The 17,897-nt window shown below is 63.2% G+C and carries 4 protein-coding genes; all 4 read left to right on the forward strand.

Annotated elements, in window-relative coordinates; genetic code table 11:
- The first annotated feature begins 83 nt into the window (after positions 1 to 83).
- The 4 genes from PP4_RS15685 to PP4_RS29575 all read left to right on the forward strand — a co-directional run bounded on the left by PP4_RS15685 (position 84) and on the right by PP4_RS29575 (position 17,804).
- Positions 84 to 14,399 (forward strand): VCBS domain-containing protein, encoded by a 14,316-nt coding sequence (locus PP4_RS15685; RefSeq protein WP_016500179.1) that lies wholly within the window; start codon positions 84 to 86, stop codon positions 14,397 to 14,399.
- A 35-nt stretch (positions 14,400 to 14,434) separates the two neighbouring features.
- Complete coding sequence (locus PP4_RS15695; RefSeq protein WP_016500180.1) at positions 14,435 to 15,943, forward strand: TolC family protein; 1,509 nt, start codon at positions 14,435 to 14,437, stop codon at positions 15,941 to 15,943.
- Between the two features lie 223 nt (positions 15,944 to 16,166).
- Positions 16,167 to 16,727 (forward strand): hypothetical protein, encoded by a 561-nt coding sequence (locus PP4_RS15700; protein ID WP_016500181.1) that lies wholly within the window; start codon positions 16,167 to 16,169, stop codon positions 16,725 to 16,727.
- A gap of 240 nt (positions 16,728 to 16,967) precedes the next feature.
- Positions 16,968 to 17,804 (forward strand): AraC family ligand binding domain-containing protein, encoded by an 837-nt coding sequence (locus tag PP4_RS29575; RefSeq protein WP_016500182.1) that lies wholly within the window; start codon positions 16,968 to 16,970, stop codon positions 17,802 to 17,804.
- Positions 17,805 to 17,897 lie beyond the last annotated feature (93 nt).

Here is a 17,897-nt window from a genome sequence, read left to right on the forward strand (position 1 = left end):
ACCTGGTTACCCACCACGGAAAAACCGGACTACGATTGCTAAAGCTTCGTATCTGGCGTCAATCTTTTGAGCAGGGTAGGGAAATGGACATCAAGAGCAGAGCCGGTTTCGCCACTGTCTCGCGCCCCAGGTCGCAGACCGTTGCCCTTGAGCAACGCATACTGTTTGACGGTGCCGCAGCCGCCGCTGTCGATCAGCAGCACCAGAGCGATCCCGGCCCTGCCGAGCCTCAGGACAGCGCCCACCCCGCCCCCACCGCCAGCGAAGCACAAACCACTGTTCCAGCGCCGGCGCCGCGAAACCTGGTAGTAATCGACGCGCGCGTGGAAAACCGGGACCAACTGGCTGCCAGCCTGCCAGCCGGCACTACTGCGCTGGTGGTGGACCCCGGCCAGGATGCTATCGCGGCCATCAGCAATGCCTTGGCGCAACTCGGCAAGGTCGATTCCATCCAGGTGTTCTCGCACGGCGCCTCGGGTCAGTTCACCCTGGGCAACCAAACGTTCACCAGCCAGACGGTAGAGCAACTGGGCGACCGCCTGAGTGCCTGGCGCGGTGAGCTGAACGCCGGTGCGGATATTCAGCTTTATGGTTGCGATGTAGGCGCAGGCAGCGCAGGCCTGGCGTTGGTCAACGAACTGGCACGCTGGACAGGTGCCGACGTCGGGGCATCCAGCAATGCTACCGGCAGCCCGCTGGCCGGTGGCGACTGGCGCCTTGAGGTGAACCATGGCGATATTGACAAGACCATCGCGCTGGCGGCCACCACCCTCGACAGCTTCCAGGGCCTGCTAGCCGATGCCAGCCCCACCGCGAGCCTGAGCAGCGGCGGTGCTGAGGTTGCCCTTGGCCAGCAGTTCACCTTTACCGTCAGCTTCGGCAACCCCTCGACCCAAGAAGGCTATGCCCCCTTCCTCGATGTGTTCATGCCGGTCACCGGGCGTGACGGGGATGACGGTGCCGCCTTCGTTTCGGCCACCTACCTGGGCCAACCGGTTAACACCTTCGTCATTACATTCGATGCCAACGGCAATGCCACGCACCCCCTCGCCAAGGACGCCAGCGGTAACGCCTTGGTGATCAATGCTGCCAGCGTGGGCATGAAGCCCGGTGACCAGATGGTGGTGCTGCAACTGCCTTACGCCAGTGTCACCAACGGCCAGCCCAGCATTGACATCCAGATCACCGCGCAATTGAGCAGCTTGGCCGATACGCGTTATTCCGACGGCACCCCCAATCTCACCATCAATACCCGCGCAGGGTTCGAATACGGCAACGATTCGCTGAATAACCCAACCCAGGATCCAAGCCTGGTGGAAAGCGCGCTGCACAGTTTCGTGGTCACCCCAACCCTGCTAAAGGTTACCCAGGCAGTAAATATGCCGGAGGGCGAAACAGTCACCGGGCCGAACTTCACCCGCACCCAGACCGTCACCCTCACACCGGCCCCAGGGCAGACGCTGAGCAATCTCACCGTCACACAGACGGTGCCCGAACAGGTGCATGTCAGTGCCATTACCCCTGGGCCAGGCGGTACCCTGACGTCGGTCACCCTGCACGACGGTACCGTGCTCACCAACCCGGCACTGATCGCCCTGGCCCTGGCCAACCCCAATGCGTTCGTGGCTAGCTATGACATTCACTACGACACCCTGAACACGGCCAGCGAAACTCAAGTCAGCTTCTACGTGCCGGAAATCGACGCCAACGGCCGGCCAGTGATCGACCCGACCACCGGTAACCCTGTGACCATCACTTTCGGCACTGCCAGCGTAACCGGCGCATGGAACCCGCTCGACCCGCGTGACCGCCCCGTCACTCCGGATGGCTACCCGTTCAGTGAAACCGGCAACGGCCAGGGCATAACCTTCGTCGCCAAGTCGATCACCTTGCTCAAACAGGTCAACCTGCAAAACGATGTCGGCACGCCCGGCCTCACACCTGGCGACACCCTGCGCTACACAATGGATGTGGCGATCTCCGACTTTTTTGCCTTTGGCGAGAACATCCTCGAGCAAGGCCAGTTCACCCTGACCGACCTGCTCAGCGATGGCCAGACGTTCGATCCGGGCAATGCGCCAACCTTGGTCATCCAGCAGCATGGCAGCTCGCAGGCCATCACCCTGGTCTACACCCAGACGGTCAATGCCGACGGCAGTACCACGCTGGTCTTCGACATCGCTGAATCCCTGCGCCAGGCAGTAGCCGGGCCCGGCGTTGCGGCGCTGTTCGGAGACCTTTACGACGATACCGCGCAAGAAGGTGCCACCCGTCTGAGCATCGTCTACGACGCCTTGATCGACGCCACGTATACCACTGATCACCCACCCCACGACCAGCTCAACGAAGGCGACAGCGTCAGCAACAACGCCACGGTAGATGCCACAGTGTTGCGCGACTCAGTCAACCTCGGCGCCACCCAGACCGACGGATCCAGCACCACCAGCACGATCGACACGTCCACGGTGGATATCGAGCTCACCCAGGTCAACGGCGGCAACCCACCGGGCAACGGCGAGCTGCGTCCAGGCGACGTGGTCACCTTCACCATCAGCTACGACCTGCAGGTGGCCGACTACGAGAACTTCAATCTCACGGCCTACCTGCCCCTGCCCTTGCTCAACGCCACGGGGATCAACTGGAGCTTCGGCACGGGTGTGGGCCAATGGAGCTTTGGCAGCGGCAACACCATTATCGATGTGCCGGACAGCGTCACTACTGGCCCTGGCAACTCGATTATCTTCAACTTCGGCAATTTTGTTTCCGGCGGCCTCGGCGGCGGCACCGTGCAGGTGCGTTTCACGATGGTAGTTGGCGACCAGCCGTTCGCCGACCAGCGTGAACTCGACGTGCTGGCGCAATCGACGCAAACCACCACAGTCGACAAGACCGTGCTCACCTCATCGGATGTGGCGGTAATCGCGTCGGTCGCCGAACCCGCACTGGACATCAAGCACGGCGTGGTCTCCAGCACCAATGGCACAGTCTCCGGCACCACCGGCAGCTGGACTGCACCGGGGACCAGTGGCGTGCCGTTCAGCGGTAGCGTCACCAGCCTGGCGGCAGTTGACGGCAATGTCAGCGGCATTGACGGCGCCGACACCCTGCGCCTGGCCACCGCCCTGAAAAACAGCGGCGGCGGTGGCGCCTACGACGTCAGCACCAGCATCACCCTGCCCCCCGGCCTGTCGTTTGTCGGCGGCAGCCTGAGTGCAGCCAACCTGCAGATCTACCGCGGCGACGGCACCTTGTTGGTACAGGGTACCGACTACAGTGTCACTGGCAACGCTATCACTTTCCTCGACGCCAACGGCCAGGCCACCTTGCTGGCCGGCCGCGCAGGCACCGCCAGCGACTTGTCTGGCGCCAACGTCGTGGTGATCACCTACGACGTCACCGTCAATAATGCAGTCCTCGCCTCCAGCACGCTGCAAAGCACCGCTTCACTGACGTACTACGCCAGCGTGAACGGCGGGCAGGACTTCACCCCGACCGATATCACCGAAGTCGCCAACCAGCAAGTCGCCGCGCCGACCATCAGCAAGACCTACAAGGACGGCAGCCTCACCGAGGATGATTCCAGCGCCACGCACACCACCGGCAGCAACCTGGTGGTAGGCGAAAGCATCACCTACGACATCGTCGTTACCCTGCCCGAGGGTTCTACCGGCAGCCTGCGCATCAGTGACCTGATCCCACCGGGCCTGCGCCTGGACCCGCGCTTCAACGGCAACCTGGGCTATCAGATCATCACCACCACGGCCGGCAGCGGCGCCTTGTCAGCCGACTTCAACGGCGTGCTCAGCGTCAACCCGATGACCCTCGACGGCAGCGACGGCGCCGACCTGATGCTGGTATTCGGCAGCGCCGGGGCCACGGCCGACAACGTAATCGGCAACAACAGCTTCGTCATCCGCCTGGTGCTGGTGGCCAGCAACGTCACCAGCAACCAGCAAGGCACCACGCTGAACAACGGCGCGCAATTGTTGTACAGCGACCCCGACGGCGACACCCCCAACGGCAACGCGCCGGTGGACCGCAATGTCAACAGCACCCAGCAGCCCGCTGTGACCGTCGTCGAACCGACCCTCAGCGTTACCCAGCAGATCACCTCGACGCCCACATTCGGTGGCTTCGACGAGGGCGACACTGTCACCTTCACCATCACCGTGGCCAACAACTCCGGTACCGACGCCTTCGACATCAGCCTGCTCGACGTGCTGCCGACCGAAATCGACGGCTTGGCGATCAGCGGCACCATCCAGTACAACGGCGGCGCCACCAACAACGGCGGTATCGACTTCGTCATCCTCAATGGCCAACTGGTCACCGCCAACGGCGCCAACATCGACATCGTCAACGGCGGCAGTATCGTCATCACCCTGAGCGGCGTGGTCAACGCCACTGCTGCGGGTGAGGCAGTCATCCCCAACAATGTCGAGGTTCGCTGGAGCAGCCTGAACGGCACCACTTCCACCACCGATACCGTGAATGGAGAACGCAGCGGCGACGACGGCCTGCTCAATGGTGGGCAGCTCAACGATTACCGGGTATTGAGCGCGTTGCTGATTCCGGTCACCAACGGCATCCAGGTGTCACGCGTGGGCGGCGTCGCCGATACCCCCCCCGCCACCAATGGCAGCGGCGCCACCGACACCAGCGGCCTGGTGGAGACGGTGGTGGTCGGCGAAATCGTCCGTTATCGCGTGGCCGTGCTGGTACCGACCGGTGACAACCCCAATTACCAGATCCGCATCGAACTGGCTGCGGGCCTTGAGTTCATTACCGCCGACCTCAACAACATCCTGATCGCCATGGTGTCGAGCCAGCTGGGTGGCCTGACCACCGATGCGACCGACCTGGTCACCAGCGGTAGCTCGCTGTACATGATTGGCAACCAGAACAGCGATGTGGCCTTGCCGATCCACACCGACCTGGGCGGCACTGCGCCCGCTGGCGTTTTCGATGGCACTAACGGCCGGCTGGAGGTTACCACCAACGCCGACGGCAGCCAGACCATCACCTTCAACCTCGGTAACGTGACCAACACCGAGGCTGGCGACAGCGATATCGAAGGCGTGATCCTGGAGTTCAACGTGCGGGTCAGCAACGTGGCCGGCAACCAGGCCAGCACCCAGCTGGGCATGACCGTGTTCGAGCACGTTGGCGACAACGGCGGCGTGGACCGTGGCAAGAGTGACACCCTGTTCGAGCGCGTGGTGGAGCCCAGCTTCACCGGCATGGACAAATCGGTCATCGATGTGGCTCCAGGCACCGTGGCCGGCACCACCGATGCCACCGTGTCGGTCAGCTTCACTCAGGACGGCGGCGCGCCCGCCTACAACACTCACCTGGCCGACCAGTTCCCCAATGGCAGCAACTACCAGGTGCAAAGCATCCTGCTCAACGGCGCAGCACTGAGCCTTGCCAACCTGCCCGGTGGTGTCAGCTTCACCGATGGCGCGGGCATTACCGTGGACTTCGCCCGGCTTGCACCCAATGACACGATCCAGGTGATCTACACCGTCACCCTGCCTAACCAGACCATCGCCGACAACACTGCCAGTGCCGCCGTGCTCACCTGGACCAGCCTGCCTACCGATTTCGAAACCAACGGCTGGGGGGGCTCGCTGCCCGATACCGGCGGTAGCAACGACGGTGAGCGGACCGGCCAGGACGGCGCCAGTGGCCTTAACAACTACATCCTCAGCGACGGCGCTGGCATGGGCGTGATCCAGGGCACGCTGTGGGACGACACCCGGAGCGCCACCGATAACGTCGCCCCCGACGGCCCTGGCCTGGACGGCATTGACGTGACCCTCAGCTGGGCCGGTGACGATGGCCAGTTCGGCACCGCCGATGACCGTACCTTCACGACCGTCACCGCCAATGGTGGGGTGTACCAGTTTGCCCTGCTGCCTTCGGGCAGCTACCTGATCGCAGTGGCGCAAAACCACCAGGCCAGCGCCAACAACAACTTCCACGTGCGTATCGATACTGACACCGGCACTGCGGCCGCCGGCCTTGGCAACATCAACCTCACCCTCGGCGAAGGCGCTACCGCCGCAGCCGACGCTGGCTACGTGCATGTCAATGAAGCGCCGGTCAACACCGTGTCTGACCAGCACGGCCAGGAAGACACGGTGCTGCACATCGGTGGCTTGGCCACTAGCGACATCGACGTCAACGCTGGCAATACCGACGGCGTCATGACCATCACCCTGGCGGTGGTGCACGGCGTCATCTGGCAGGCCGCCACCCCGCCCGCAGCAACGGCCACGCCGCCCGCGGATGCCGGCCGCAGCCTGGTGCTCACTGGCACGCTGAACGCACTGAACGTGCTGCTGAGCCAGCTGTATTACAAAGGCGACCAGGACTTCAACACCTTCCGCGACAGCGAAACCCTGACCATGGTCACCAATGACCAAGGCAACTTCGGCGACGCACCGCTCAACGGCGATGGCATCCCCGGGCAGAACCCAAGCGACGCGCTGACCGACACGGACGTGATGAACATCATCATCGACCCGGTCAACGATGCGCCGATCGCCAACGCCGACCTGGCCATTGCCGTGGAAGCCGGTGGCTTGAACAACGCCGACCCCGGGGTCAATCCGACTGGCAATGTGCTGGCCAACGACACCGACGTTGATATCCAGACCAACAACGATGTGCTCGCCGTGACCCGTGTGGCCAACAACATCACCCCCGCAGGCGTGGCCGTGGCCGCCAACGGAGTCACCACGCTGCAAGGGCTGTACGGCACCTTGTCGATTACCGCGGGCGGCGGTTTCCAGTACATCGTCGACAACGCCAACCCCGCAGTGCAGGCGCTGCGCACGGCCGGCGACTTCATCACCGAAACCTTCGGCTACACCATCGTCGACAGCGGCGGCCTGAGCAGTAGCGCTGTGCTGCAGATCAACATCCACGGCGCCAACGACACCCCTGTCGCACAGGCCGACTCCGCCACCGCGATCGAAGCAGGCGGCACCCAGAACGGCACGCCCGGCCAGGACGCCACCGGCAATGTACTGGACAACGACAGCGACGTGGACTCCGTAGCCCTGGGCGAAACCAAGCAGGTCAGTGCGATACGCTACGAAGGCCTTGGTGGCGGCAGGATCATACCGCTGGTCAGCGGCCAACCGACCAGCGTGCTGGCGAACTTCGGGACCTTGACGATCAATGCCGACGGCAGCTATCGCTATGTCATCGATAACAGCAACGCCGCCGTCCAGGCGCTTTCGCCCGGCCAGACGCTGGTCGAGCAGTTCACTTACCAGATGGCCGATGCCGGTGGCCTGAGCGCTGTGAACGTCCTTGTCATCACCCTGCAAGGCGCCAATGATGCGCCGGTGGCCGTGGACGACCAGGGCAGCGCCGCCGCCGGCGCCAGCGACGGCAGCCCGATACCGGTCAATGCCAATGGTAATGTGATTACTGGCGACAACGGCGTGGGCACCGACACCGATGTCGACAACGCCGACCAGCCGACCACCACTGAACTTAAAGTCGATGGCGTGCGCAGCGGCCTGGAAACCTCCGGTGGCGCGCTCACGCCGGTGGCCAACGGCGCCCCCGCCAGCATCACAGGCACGGTGGCCCGGCTGGCCGACAATAGCCTGATCAGTGGCAACTTCGGCCAACTGATTCTCAACGAGGATGGCTCCTACACCTTTGCGGTCAACAGCGCCGACCCGGCCATCCGTGCGCTAGCGGCCGGGCAAAGCCTGGACGTGATCTTTACCTACCAGATCCACGACAGCGGCGGCCTGACCGATCAGGCGCAACTGTTGATCATGGTCACTGGCGTCAACGACCCGCCCGTGGTCAACCCGGTCACGGTCGATGCCATCGAGGCCGGTGGGGTCAACAACGGCCAGCCGGGCCTGGACCCGACTGGCAGCATCCGCGGGGCGTACAACGACCCGGATGGCGATAACCTGACGGTCAGCGCCGTGGTCAACGCCGACGGCGTCACCGGCACGCCAGGCCAAGCCCTGGCCGGCACCTACGGCAGCCTGGTACTCGATGCCCAAGGCAACTACAGCTACGTGGTGGACAACAGCAACGCTGCGGTTCAGGCCCTGCGCACCGATGCGGACCAACTGACCGAGGTGTTCCAGTACAGCGTCAGCGATGGCAACGGCAAAACCGTCACTGCCACTTTCACCGTGGTCATCCACGGCCGCAACGACACCCCTGTTCCGACCAGTGACGCCGCCGCTGCCATCGAAGCCGGTGGCACCAACAATGGCACGCCTGGGCTGGATGCCACCGGCAACGTGCTGGACAACGACACCGACGTCGACGCCGCAGCGCTAGGCGAAACCAAGCAAGTCAACGCAATCCGCTTCGATGGCACCGGGGGCGGCCAACTGGTACCGGTAGCCAATGGCCAAGCGACCAGCGTGCCAGCCAGCTTCGGCAGCTTGACCATCAACACTGACGGCAGCTACCGCTACGTCATCGATAACAGCAATGCCACCGTTCAGGCGCTTTCGCCAGGCCAGACACTGGTCGAGCAGTTCACCTACCAGGTGGTCGATACCGACGGCCTGACCGCGGTCACCGTGCTGGTGATCACCATTCAGGGCACCAACGATGCGCCGGTGGCCGTGGATGACCATGGTACTGCCAGCGCGGGAGCTACCGATGGCAGCCCGGGGCCGGCCAATGCCAGCGGGAACGTGATCACCGGCAATGCCGGCGTAGGCGCCGACACCGACGTCGACAACCTCGATCAGCCAACCGCGACCCAGCTCAAGGTCGATGGCGTGCGCAACGGCCTGGAAGTCACGGGCGGCACACTCACCCCGGTGGCCAGCGGCGCCCCCGCCAGCATCACAGGCACGGTAGCCCGGCTGGCAGACAACAGCCTGATCAGTGGCAACTTCGGCCAGCTGATCCTCAACGAGGACGGTAGCTATACCTTCGAGGTCAACAGCGCCGACCCAACCCTCCGTGCGTTGACAGCCGGGCAAAGTCTGGACGTGATCTTTACTTATCAGATTCACGACAGCGGTGGCCTGACCGACCAGGCGCAACTGGTGATCACCGTTACCGGCGTCAACGACCCGCCCTTGGTCAACCCGGTCACGGTCGATGCCATCGAGGCCGGTGGGATCAACAACGGTCAGCCAGGGCTGGACCCAAGCGGCAGCATTCGCGGCGCGTATACCGACCCTGACGGCGATACCCTGATCGTCAGCGCGGTGGTCAATTCCAGCGGGTTCAACGGCATACCGGGCCAAGCCCTGGCCGGCAACTACGGCAGCCTGATACTCGATGCCCAAGGCAACTACCGCTACGTGGTGGACAACGGCAACGCTGCGGTTCAGGCCCTGCGCACCGATGCCGACCAACTGACCGAGGTGTTCCAGTACAGCGTCAGCGATGGTAACGGCAAAACCGTCACTGCCACCTTCACCGTCCTAATCCACGGCCGCAACGACACCCCTGTTGCGACCAGTGACGCCGCCACCGCCATCGAAGCCGGTGGCACCAACAACGGCACGGCCGGTCAGGACGCCACTGGCAACGTGCTGGACAACGACACCGACGTCGACGCCGCAGCGCTAGGCGAAACCAGGCAAGTCAACGCAATCCGCTTCGATGGCACCGGGGGCGGCCAACTGGTACCAGTGACCAATGGCCAAGCGACCAGCGTGCCCGCCAGCTTCGGCAGCTTGACCATCAACGCTGACGGCAGCTACCGCTACGTCGTCGACAACAGCAATGCCACCGTTCAGGCGCTTTCGCCAGGCCAAACGCTGGTCGAGCAGTTCGCCTACCAGGTGGTCGATACCGACGGCCTGACCGCGGTCACCGTGCTGGTGATCACTATCCAGGGCACCAACGATGCGCCGGTGGCCGTGGATGACCATGGTACTGCCAGCGCGGGAGCCAGCGATGGCAGCCCAGCGCCGGTCAATGCCAGCGGTAACGTGATCACCGGCAATGCCGGCGTGGGCGCCGACACCGACGTCGATAACCTTGATCAGCCAACCGCGACCCAACTCAAGGTCGATGGCGTGCGCAGCGGCCTCGAAGTCACGGGCGGCACGCTCGACCCGGTGGCCAGCGGCGCCCCAGCCAGCATCACCGGTACGGTTGGCCGCCTGGCCGACAACAGCCTGATCAGCGGCAACTTCGGCCAGCTGATCCTCAACGAGGATGGCAGCTACACCTTCGAGGTCAACAGCGCCGACCCGGCCATCCGTGCGCTAGCGGCCGGGCAAAGCCTGGACGTGATCTTTACCTACCAGATCCACGACAGCGGCGGCCTGACCGATCAGGCGCAACTGGTGATCATGGTCACTGGCGTCAACGACCCACCCGTGGTCAACCCGGTCACGGTCGATGCCATCGAGGCCGGTGGGGTCAACAACGGCCAGCCGGGCCTGGACCCAAGCGGCAGTATCCGCAGCGCGTACAGCGACCCGGATGGCGACACCCTGCTTATCAGCGCCGTGGTCAACGCCGACGGCGTCACCGGCACGCCAGGCCAAGCCCTGGCCGGAACCTACGGCAGCCTGGTACTCGATGCCCAAGGCAACTACAGCTACGTGGTGGACAACAGCAACGCTGCGGTTCAGGCCTTGCGCACCGATGCCGACCGGCTGACCGAGGTGTTCCAGTACACCGTCAGCGATGGAAACGGCAAACTCGTCACCGCCACCTTTACTGTGGTCCTCCATGGTCGCAACGACACCCCTGTTCCGACCAGTGACGCCGCCGCTGCCATCGAAGCCGGTGGCACCAACAATGGCACGCCTGGGCTGGATGCCACCGGCAACGTGCTGGACAACGACACCGACGTCGACGCCGCAGCGCTAGGCGAAACCAAGCAAGTCAACGCAATCCGCTTCGATGGCACCGGGGGCGGCCAACTGGTACCGGTAGCCAATGGCCAAGCGACCAGCGTGCCCGCCAGCTTCGGTAGCTTGACCATCAACGCTGACGGCAGCTACCGCTACGTCGTCGATAACAGTAATGCCACCGTTCAGGCGCTTTCGCCAGGCCAAACGCTGGTCGAGCAGTTCACCTACCAGGTGGTCGATACCGACGGCCTGACCGCGGTCACCGTGCTGGTGATCACCATTCAGGGCACCAACGATGCGCCGGTGGCCGTGGATGACCATGGTACTGCCAGCGCCGGGGCCAGCGATGGCAGCCCAGCGCCGGTAAATGCCAGCGGTAACGTGATCACCGGCAATGCCGGCGTGGGCGCCGACACCGACGTCGACAACTTCGATCAGCCAACCGCGTCCCAGCTCAAGGTCGATGGCGTGCGCAGCGGCCTCGAAATCACGGGCGGCACACTCACTCCGGTGGCCAACGGCGCACCGGCCAGTATCACCGGTACGGTTGGCCGCCTGGCCGACAACAGCCTGATCAGCGGCAACTTCGGCCAACTGATCCTCAACGAGGATGGCAGCTACACCTTCGAGGTCAACAGCGCCGACCCGGCCATCCGTGCGCTAGCGGCCGGGCAAAGCCTGGACGTGATCTTTACCTACCAGATCCACGACAGCGGCGGCCTGACCGATCAGGCGCAACTGGTGATCATGGTCACTGGCGTCAACGACCCGCCCGTGGTCAACCCGGTCACCATCGTTGCCATCGAGGCGGGTGGGTTGAACAACGGCCAGCCGGGCCTGGACCCGACTGGCAGCATCCGCGGGGCGTACAACGACCCGGATGGCGATACCCTGACGGTCAGCAGCGTGGTCAGCCCTAACGGCATCAGCGGCACGGCGGGCCAGCCCCTGGCCGGCAACTATGGCAGCCTGGTGCTGGATGCCCAGGGCAACTACCGCTATGTGGTGGACAACAGCAACCCGGCGGTGCAGGCCCTGCGCACCGACGCTGACCAGCTTACCGAGGTGTTCCAGTACAGCGTCAGCGATGGCAATGGCAAGGTCATCACCGCCAGCTTCACGGTAATCATCCACGGCCGCAACGACACCCCCATCGCGGCCGACGACAGCGCCATTGCCATCGAAGCTGGTGGCACCGACAACGGTACGCCCGGGCAGGCGGGCAGCGGCAATGCCTTGAGTAACGACAGCGACGTGGATGCCGGCGACAGCAAAGCCGTCGATGGCATCTTCCTGGGCACCCTCGCGGCCGGCGGCACGTTCATCGAGGTCACAGCCGGCCCGACCGTTGTGGCCGGTACCTACGGCACGCTGAGCATCGATGCCAGCGGCAACTACGTCTACACCGTCAATGACAGCCTGGCCGCGGTGCAAGCGCTCAGAGCCGGCGAGCTGCTGCGCGAAACCTTCAGCTACCGCATGCACGACACGGGTGGCGCGACCTCCCTGGCGCAGATCACCATCACCATCGAAGGCCGCTACGACACGCCGGTAGCGCGCGACGACTTCGCTTATGCGGTCGCAGAGGACGACGATGGCAACTTTGGGCGTAACCCCACCGGCAATGTGCTGAACAATGACACCGACGTCGATGCCAGCGACACGAAGGTAGTCACCGCCGTTGGCGTGGGCGCAGAAAGCAGCAACCCGACCCTCGACGCGCTCACCGGCAGCACCACCGTCACCACCAACTACGGCACCCTGACCCTCAACGCCGACGGCAGCTACCGCTTCGTGGTCAACTCCAATGACCCGGACATCATTGCCCTTGGCCCGCTGGGCTTCGTCATCCAGAACTACACCTATCAGGTCACCGACGGCGGCGGGCTCAGCGACACCGCCACCCTGACCATCTTCATCCGCGGCGAAAACCAGCCTCCCGTCGCCCGCCCCGACCAGGGCCTGGCCGTCGAGGCCGGAGGAGCGGACAACAACATCCCGGGCAGCGACCCGAGCGGCAACGTGATGGACAACGACAGCGACCCGGACATGGTCAACATCCTGTTCCCGGAAACGATCGAGGTGCTGGCGTTCTGGACCGGCGACGGCCCGCTGCCGGGCAACGCCAGCCTGGTCGGGCAATCCCTGCGCGGCCAGTACGGCGACCTGACCCTCAATGGCGACGGCACCTGGAACTACGTGCTGGACAACAGCCTGCTGGCCGTCCAGCAGCTGCGGGCCAGCGGCCAGACCCTGGTGGACAACTTCACCTACCTGCTGGCGGACTTCTGGGGCGGCACCGCCAACGGTCTGCTGACCATCACCATTGATGGACGCAACGACTACCCCGTGGCCAATGACGACAGCGCCACTGCGGTGGAAGCTGGCGGCGTGAACAACGGCACTGCCGGCGTCGACCCGCGTGGCAACGTGCTGGACAACGATACCGATATCGACGGTGTGCAGTACGGCGAAACCAGGACGGTGCTGCAGTACAGCGGCGAAAACGGCCAGACCGCCGCAGCCGGCCAGGTGCTGCGGGGACTGTACGGCACGTTGCTGATCAACGCCGACGGCAGCTACCAGTACGTCGTCGACAACGGCAACCCTACCGTGCAGGCGATGCGCAGCGCAGGCGAATCCTTGCGCGAAGTGTTCACCTATCGCATGCGCGACACCGCCGGCATCACCGCCGATGCACGCCTGACCGTGACCATCCAGGGCGCCAACGACAACCCGGTGGCCCGCGACGACAGCAACACCGCCAGCGACCAGGTGCCGGCGCCGCACACCAGAGGCAATGTGCTGCCCAACGACAGCGACGTGGACGCCGGCGACGGGCTGACCGTAACCAGCATCCGCAGCGGCCCGGAAGCCAGCACCGGCAGTGCGGGCACCATCGGCCACCCCATCGCCGGCCAGTACGGCACGCTGGTACTCAATGCCGACGGCAGCTACACCTACACCATCGACCTGAGCAACCCAGACGTCCTGGCAGCTGCAGGCCTTGGACAAGTGCTCAAGGACTACTTCACCTACACCATCAGCGACCTGGCCGGTGCCACCGATCAAGCCCAGCTGATCATCACCCTGGATATCTCCACCCCGTACATTCCGCCAGGCCCGTACTTGGACAGCAACAGCCAAGGCGGCCTGACCAACCTGCCGCTGCCCGACGTCGCCCCGGCGATCTTCGTCGCGCCGGTGGTGGAGCGGATAAACGAAACCTTGAGCCTGTCTGCCTGGGACGCCGACGGCAGCGATGTGCGCCTGTTCGCCACCCCCGAGATCGAGAGCCAGTCGATCGGCAGCCAGCTGGGCCTGGTCCCAGGCCAGTTCGTTGGCCGGGCAGTGGCCGAGAGCCGGCGTGCCAGCGCGCAAGACAAGAACTGGATCGACGGACGCCACGGTGTCATCAGCCTGACCGCCGATGGCCTGCTGCCGGACCCTTCGCTGTGGGCACCGGTGCACACCGACATGGTGGCGCAACCGGAAAAGCCGCCACAGCCTGCGCACGGCTTCCGTGCGCAACTGCGTGAAGCCGCCCAGCGCCGCGGAAGTAACGCCCAATGAAGCCGATGCATTCACGGATGGACCAAGGACTGCCTATGTCAGTATCGACCTTTAAAACGCTCAGCACCTTCACGGCCGTCAGCGTCCTGCTCAGCGCCTGCTCGGCCTTCGAACCCAAGCCCTTCACCGAAGACGAAATGCGGCAGCGGGTGATCGAAGACCAGTCGCGCATGTACAGGGAACAAGAGCCGATCAGCGGCCCGATCACCTTTTACGAAGCCTCGGCGCGCGCGTTGAAGTACAACCTCGACTACCGTCTGAAGCTGCTCGAAAGTGCGCTGGCGTCTGACTTGCGCGATGTATCCAGCCACGAGATGTTGCCGCGCCTGGTGGCATCTGCCGGCTATGCCGGGCGTAACAACGACTCCGGCGGCACCTCGATAGGCATCGAGGACCGCCAGGTCAGCTTGCGCCCTTCCACCTCCGAAGAGCGTTATCGCACCCTGTACAGCCTTGGGTTGTCATGGAGTCTGCTGGACTTTGGGGTCGCCTACTTCCGCACGCAACAGAAAAACGACCAGATCCTGATGGCAGAAGAGCGCCGCGAGAAAGTCGCTCAAAACGTGCTGCAGGACGTGCGCAACGCCTACTGGCGGGCCCTCGGCGCCCAGCGCCTGCTGCCTGAGGTGGACGGCCTGTTGATGCGCACCCACCGCGCCCTGACCTCGGCTCGCGAAGCCGAAGGCAAAGGCCTGCTGCCGCGCCAGGACATCCTCGCCTATCAGCGCGCGCTGCTCGATTCGGTGTACATGCTCACCGTGCGCCGCCAGGACCTGGAGTTTGCCCGCGCCGAACTGGCCGCGCTGATGTCGTTGCCACCCAATACCCGCATGGTGCTGGCCGACACCGCCGAGCCGCCACTGCCGCTGCTAAAAAACAACGTAGAGCAGCTGGAGCGGCTGTCGCTGGAGCGTCGCCCGGAAATCATGGAAGAGTGGTACCGCAAGCGTGTGAGCATGAACGACCTGAAGATCGCCAAGGCACAGCTATGGCCGAACGTGAGCTTCAACTTCGGCTACGAGTACGATTCCAACAAGTACCTGTACAACAGCGACTGGAACCAGACAGGCATCAATGTCTCGATGAACCTGTTGCGCCTGTTGCAGTACCCGGACATCGTCTCGGCGGAAAAAAGCCAGGAACAGACCGACGACATGCGCCGCACCGCGTTGTCGATGGCGATTCTCACCCAAGTCCGCGTCGGCGTACTCCGCTATCAGTTGGCGCGCCAAGAGGTGGAATTTGCCGACGAAAGCCTGCGCGTGGACCAGAGCCTGCTCCACTACGCACAGTCATCGCGCAGCGCAGCGCTGGGCAGCGAACTGGAGCTGATCCGCGCCGAGGGCCGCCTGCTGCTGTCGCGTTACCAGCGCGAAGCCGCCTACTCAGATGCCCAGGCAGCCTGGGGTCGGCTGTATAACTCCATTGGGTTCGAGGTGATGCCCAAGGAAATCGAACAGCATGACGTGAAGACGTTGGCCAGGGAGATTCAGAACACGGTCGAGCTGCAAACGCGCAACAACCTTCTGGCGGAGGTCAAGTAGGCGAATACGGAGGATGAAATCGGTTCAGGCCTGGCACTGATATGCGCGAATTTCGAACTTCCATGAATCTCCGACGTTAAGACGGAGAACCCCGCAAAACCATCCAGGGGGACAGGTTGGCAGCACTTGATTCTTCACCCGAGAGCCTGGGGACGCTGCGCGAGCGAGAATCGCCACCAACGTTACGTTTTGCGAGCGCTAGCGTGCATTCGAGGAGGCTTTCGTGGCCAACTTCACAGTTCTGGTGACTGTGCTTTCGATGGTGCTGGGTTTGTCCATAACCAGGATTCTGTTGGGCCTCATCACCGTTTTTCGTATCCGCCGCACGGCCCGGCCAGACTGGGTGGCTGTTGTGTGGGCTTTCACGCTTTTTCTGTTTCAGCTGCAATTCTGGTGGGCCCTCAATGACCTCTCCACCATCAAGAAGGAATTTACATTCGGCGAGTTCCTGCTTCTGGTCAGTCTGACCCTCGCGCTGTTCAGCGCAGCGGCGTTGATCCTTCCAAGTCGCAGCGAGGACGAACTTAATGGCCTCAAGGTCTACTTTGAGCAGGATGGGCGCTACGCTTTATTGGCAACTTGTACGTACCTCGGATTAGGTAGCGTGATCAATGTCTTGTTCTTCAACGTCTCACCATTTCAGCTATGGGCAGTATTGGATCTGGTCATGATTGCAGTGTCCCTGGCCGCTTTTTTTGCACAGTCTCGCCGGCTCTATGCTCCCCTTACATTGGCCTATCTACTTTTGTCGGTATTTGATATCGCTGTGTCATTGAACTCATAGGCAGACCTGCGGCCAGCCAGGCCGTCTGCCGCGCGACCAAATACGTCGACCACCCGGTGGGCCTTGTATCGGCCCAGGCATCTAAATGTCTGCTTGGGGTCGTAATGCGACGGTCATACCTCGACCGTCGCTATCCGCCCCAAAGCGGCCATTGAGCGGAAATGGATTGGGTGCTCGCGGAATCCTGAAATAGCATGGACTATTCCCGTTCAAGATGGCGCACTCGCGGTGAGCATATCCATGGAGCGAAAAGCAATCCCGTCAGCCACCTCTGACTGGGTCATACGCAGCACTACACCTGGTAGTGTGGAGCGCATCGAAGCGTGGTTTGGCGGCCATGGCTACGACCCGCATCGTCACGATACCTATTCGATAGGCCGCACCCTTGCCGGCGTTCAGAGCTTTCACTACAAGGGAGCGTTGTGCCACGGCGTGCCAGGCAACACACTTGTGCTGCATCCCGACGAAGTGCATGACGGCATGGCGGGCACGGATGTGGGTTTTCGCTACCGGATGGCCTACATCGACCCGTCGCTGATACAGAACGTTCTCGGGGGAGAACCGTTGCCTTTCATTGCTGGCGGCGTTGGCTGGAACGCTTACGCACGGTCCGCTGAGTTGCAGGATCGTACAAGAACAGTGCGCGTTCCGTTCGATAGGCTGGTCACTCCAATCAAGAGAGGATCAGCTATGTCCAGCAAGCAGCAGCAATTGGCATCACAACCTGTGAACCTGACTCAAAAAGCTTCTCTGATCGAGCAGCAATGGAGCCCAAGGGTTGTCGCCGAAATGAACGACTACCAGTTCAAGGTGGTACGCATCGAAGGTGAATTCATTTGGCATTCACACCCGGAAACTGATGAAGCTTTTCTAGTGCTCGAAGGCCTCTTGCGCATCGATCTCCCCGAGGGCTGCGTTCATGTGAAGCCGGGCGAACTGTATGTCGTACCACGTGGTGTAGAGCACAGAACAGCGGCAGAGACGGAAACAACACTTATGATGATTGAGCCGCAAGGCGTGTTGAACACCGGTCATGAAGGCGGGGAGCGAACAGCGCTGAATGACGTCTGGATCTGAGTCGACATCGCCAGCAGTGGCTAGTCTCATCAGGGCGTGAAGCGGACACCTGTCGAGAGGCGGCCATTTCATGCCCCATGGTTTGTCAGTTCC

Source organism: Pseudomonas putida NBRC 14164 (assembly GCF_000412675.1).
Lineage (GTDB): Bacteria > Pseudomonadota > Gammaproteobacteria > Pseudomonadales > Pseudomonadaceae > Aquipseudomonas > Aquipseudomonas putida.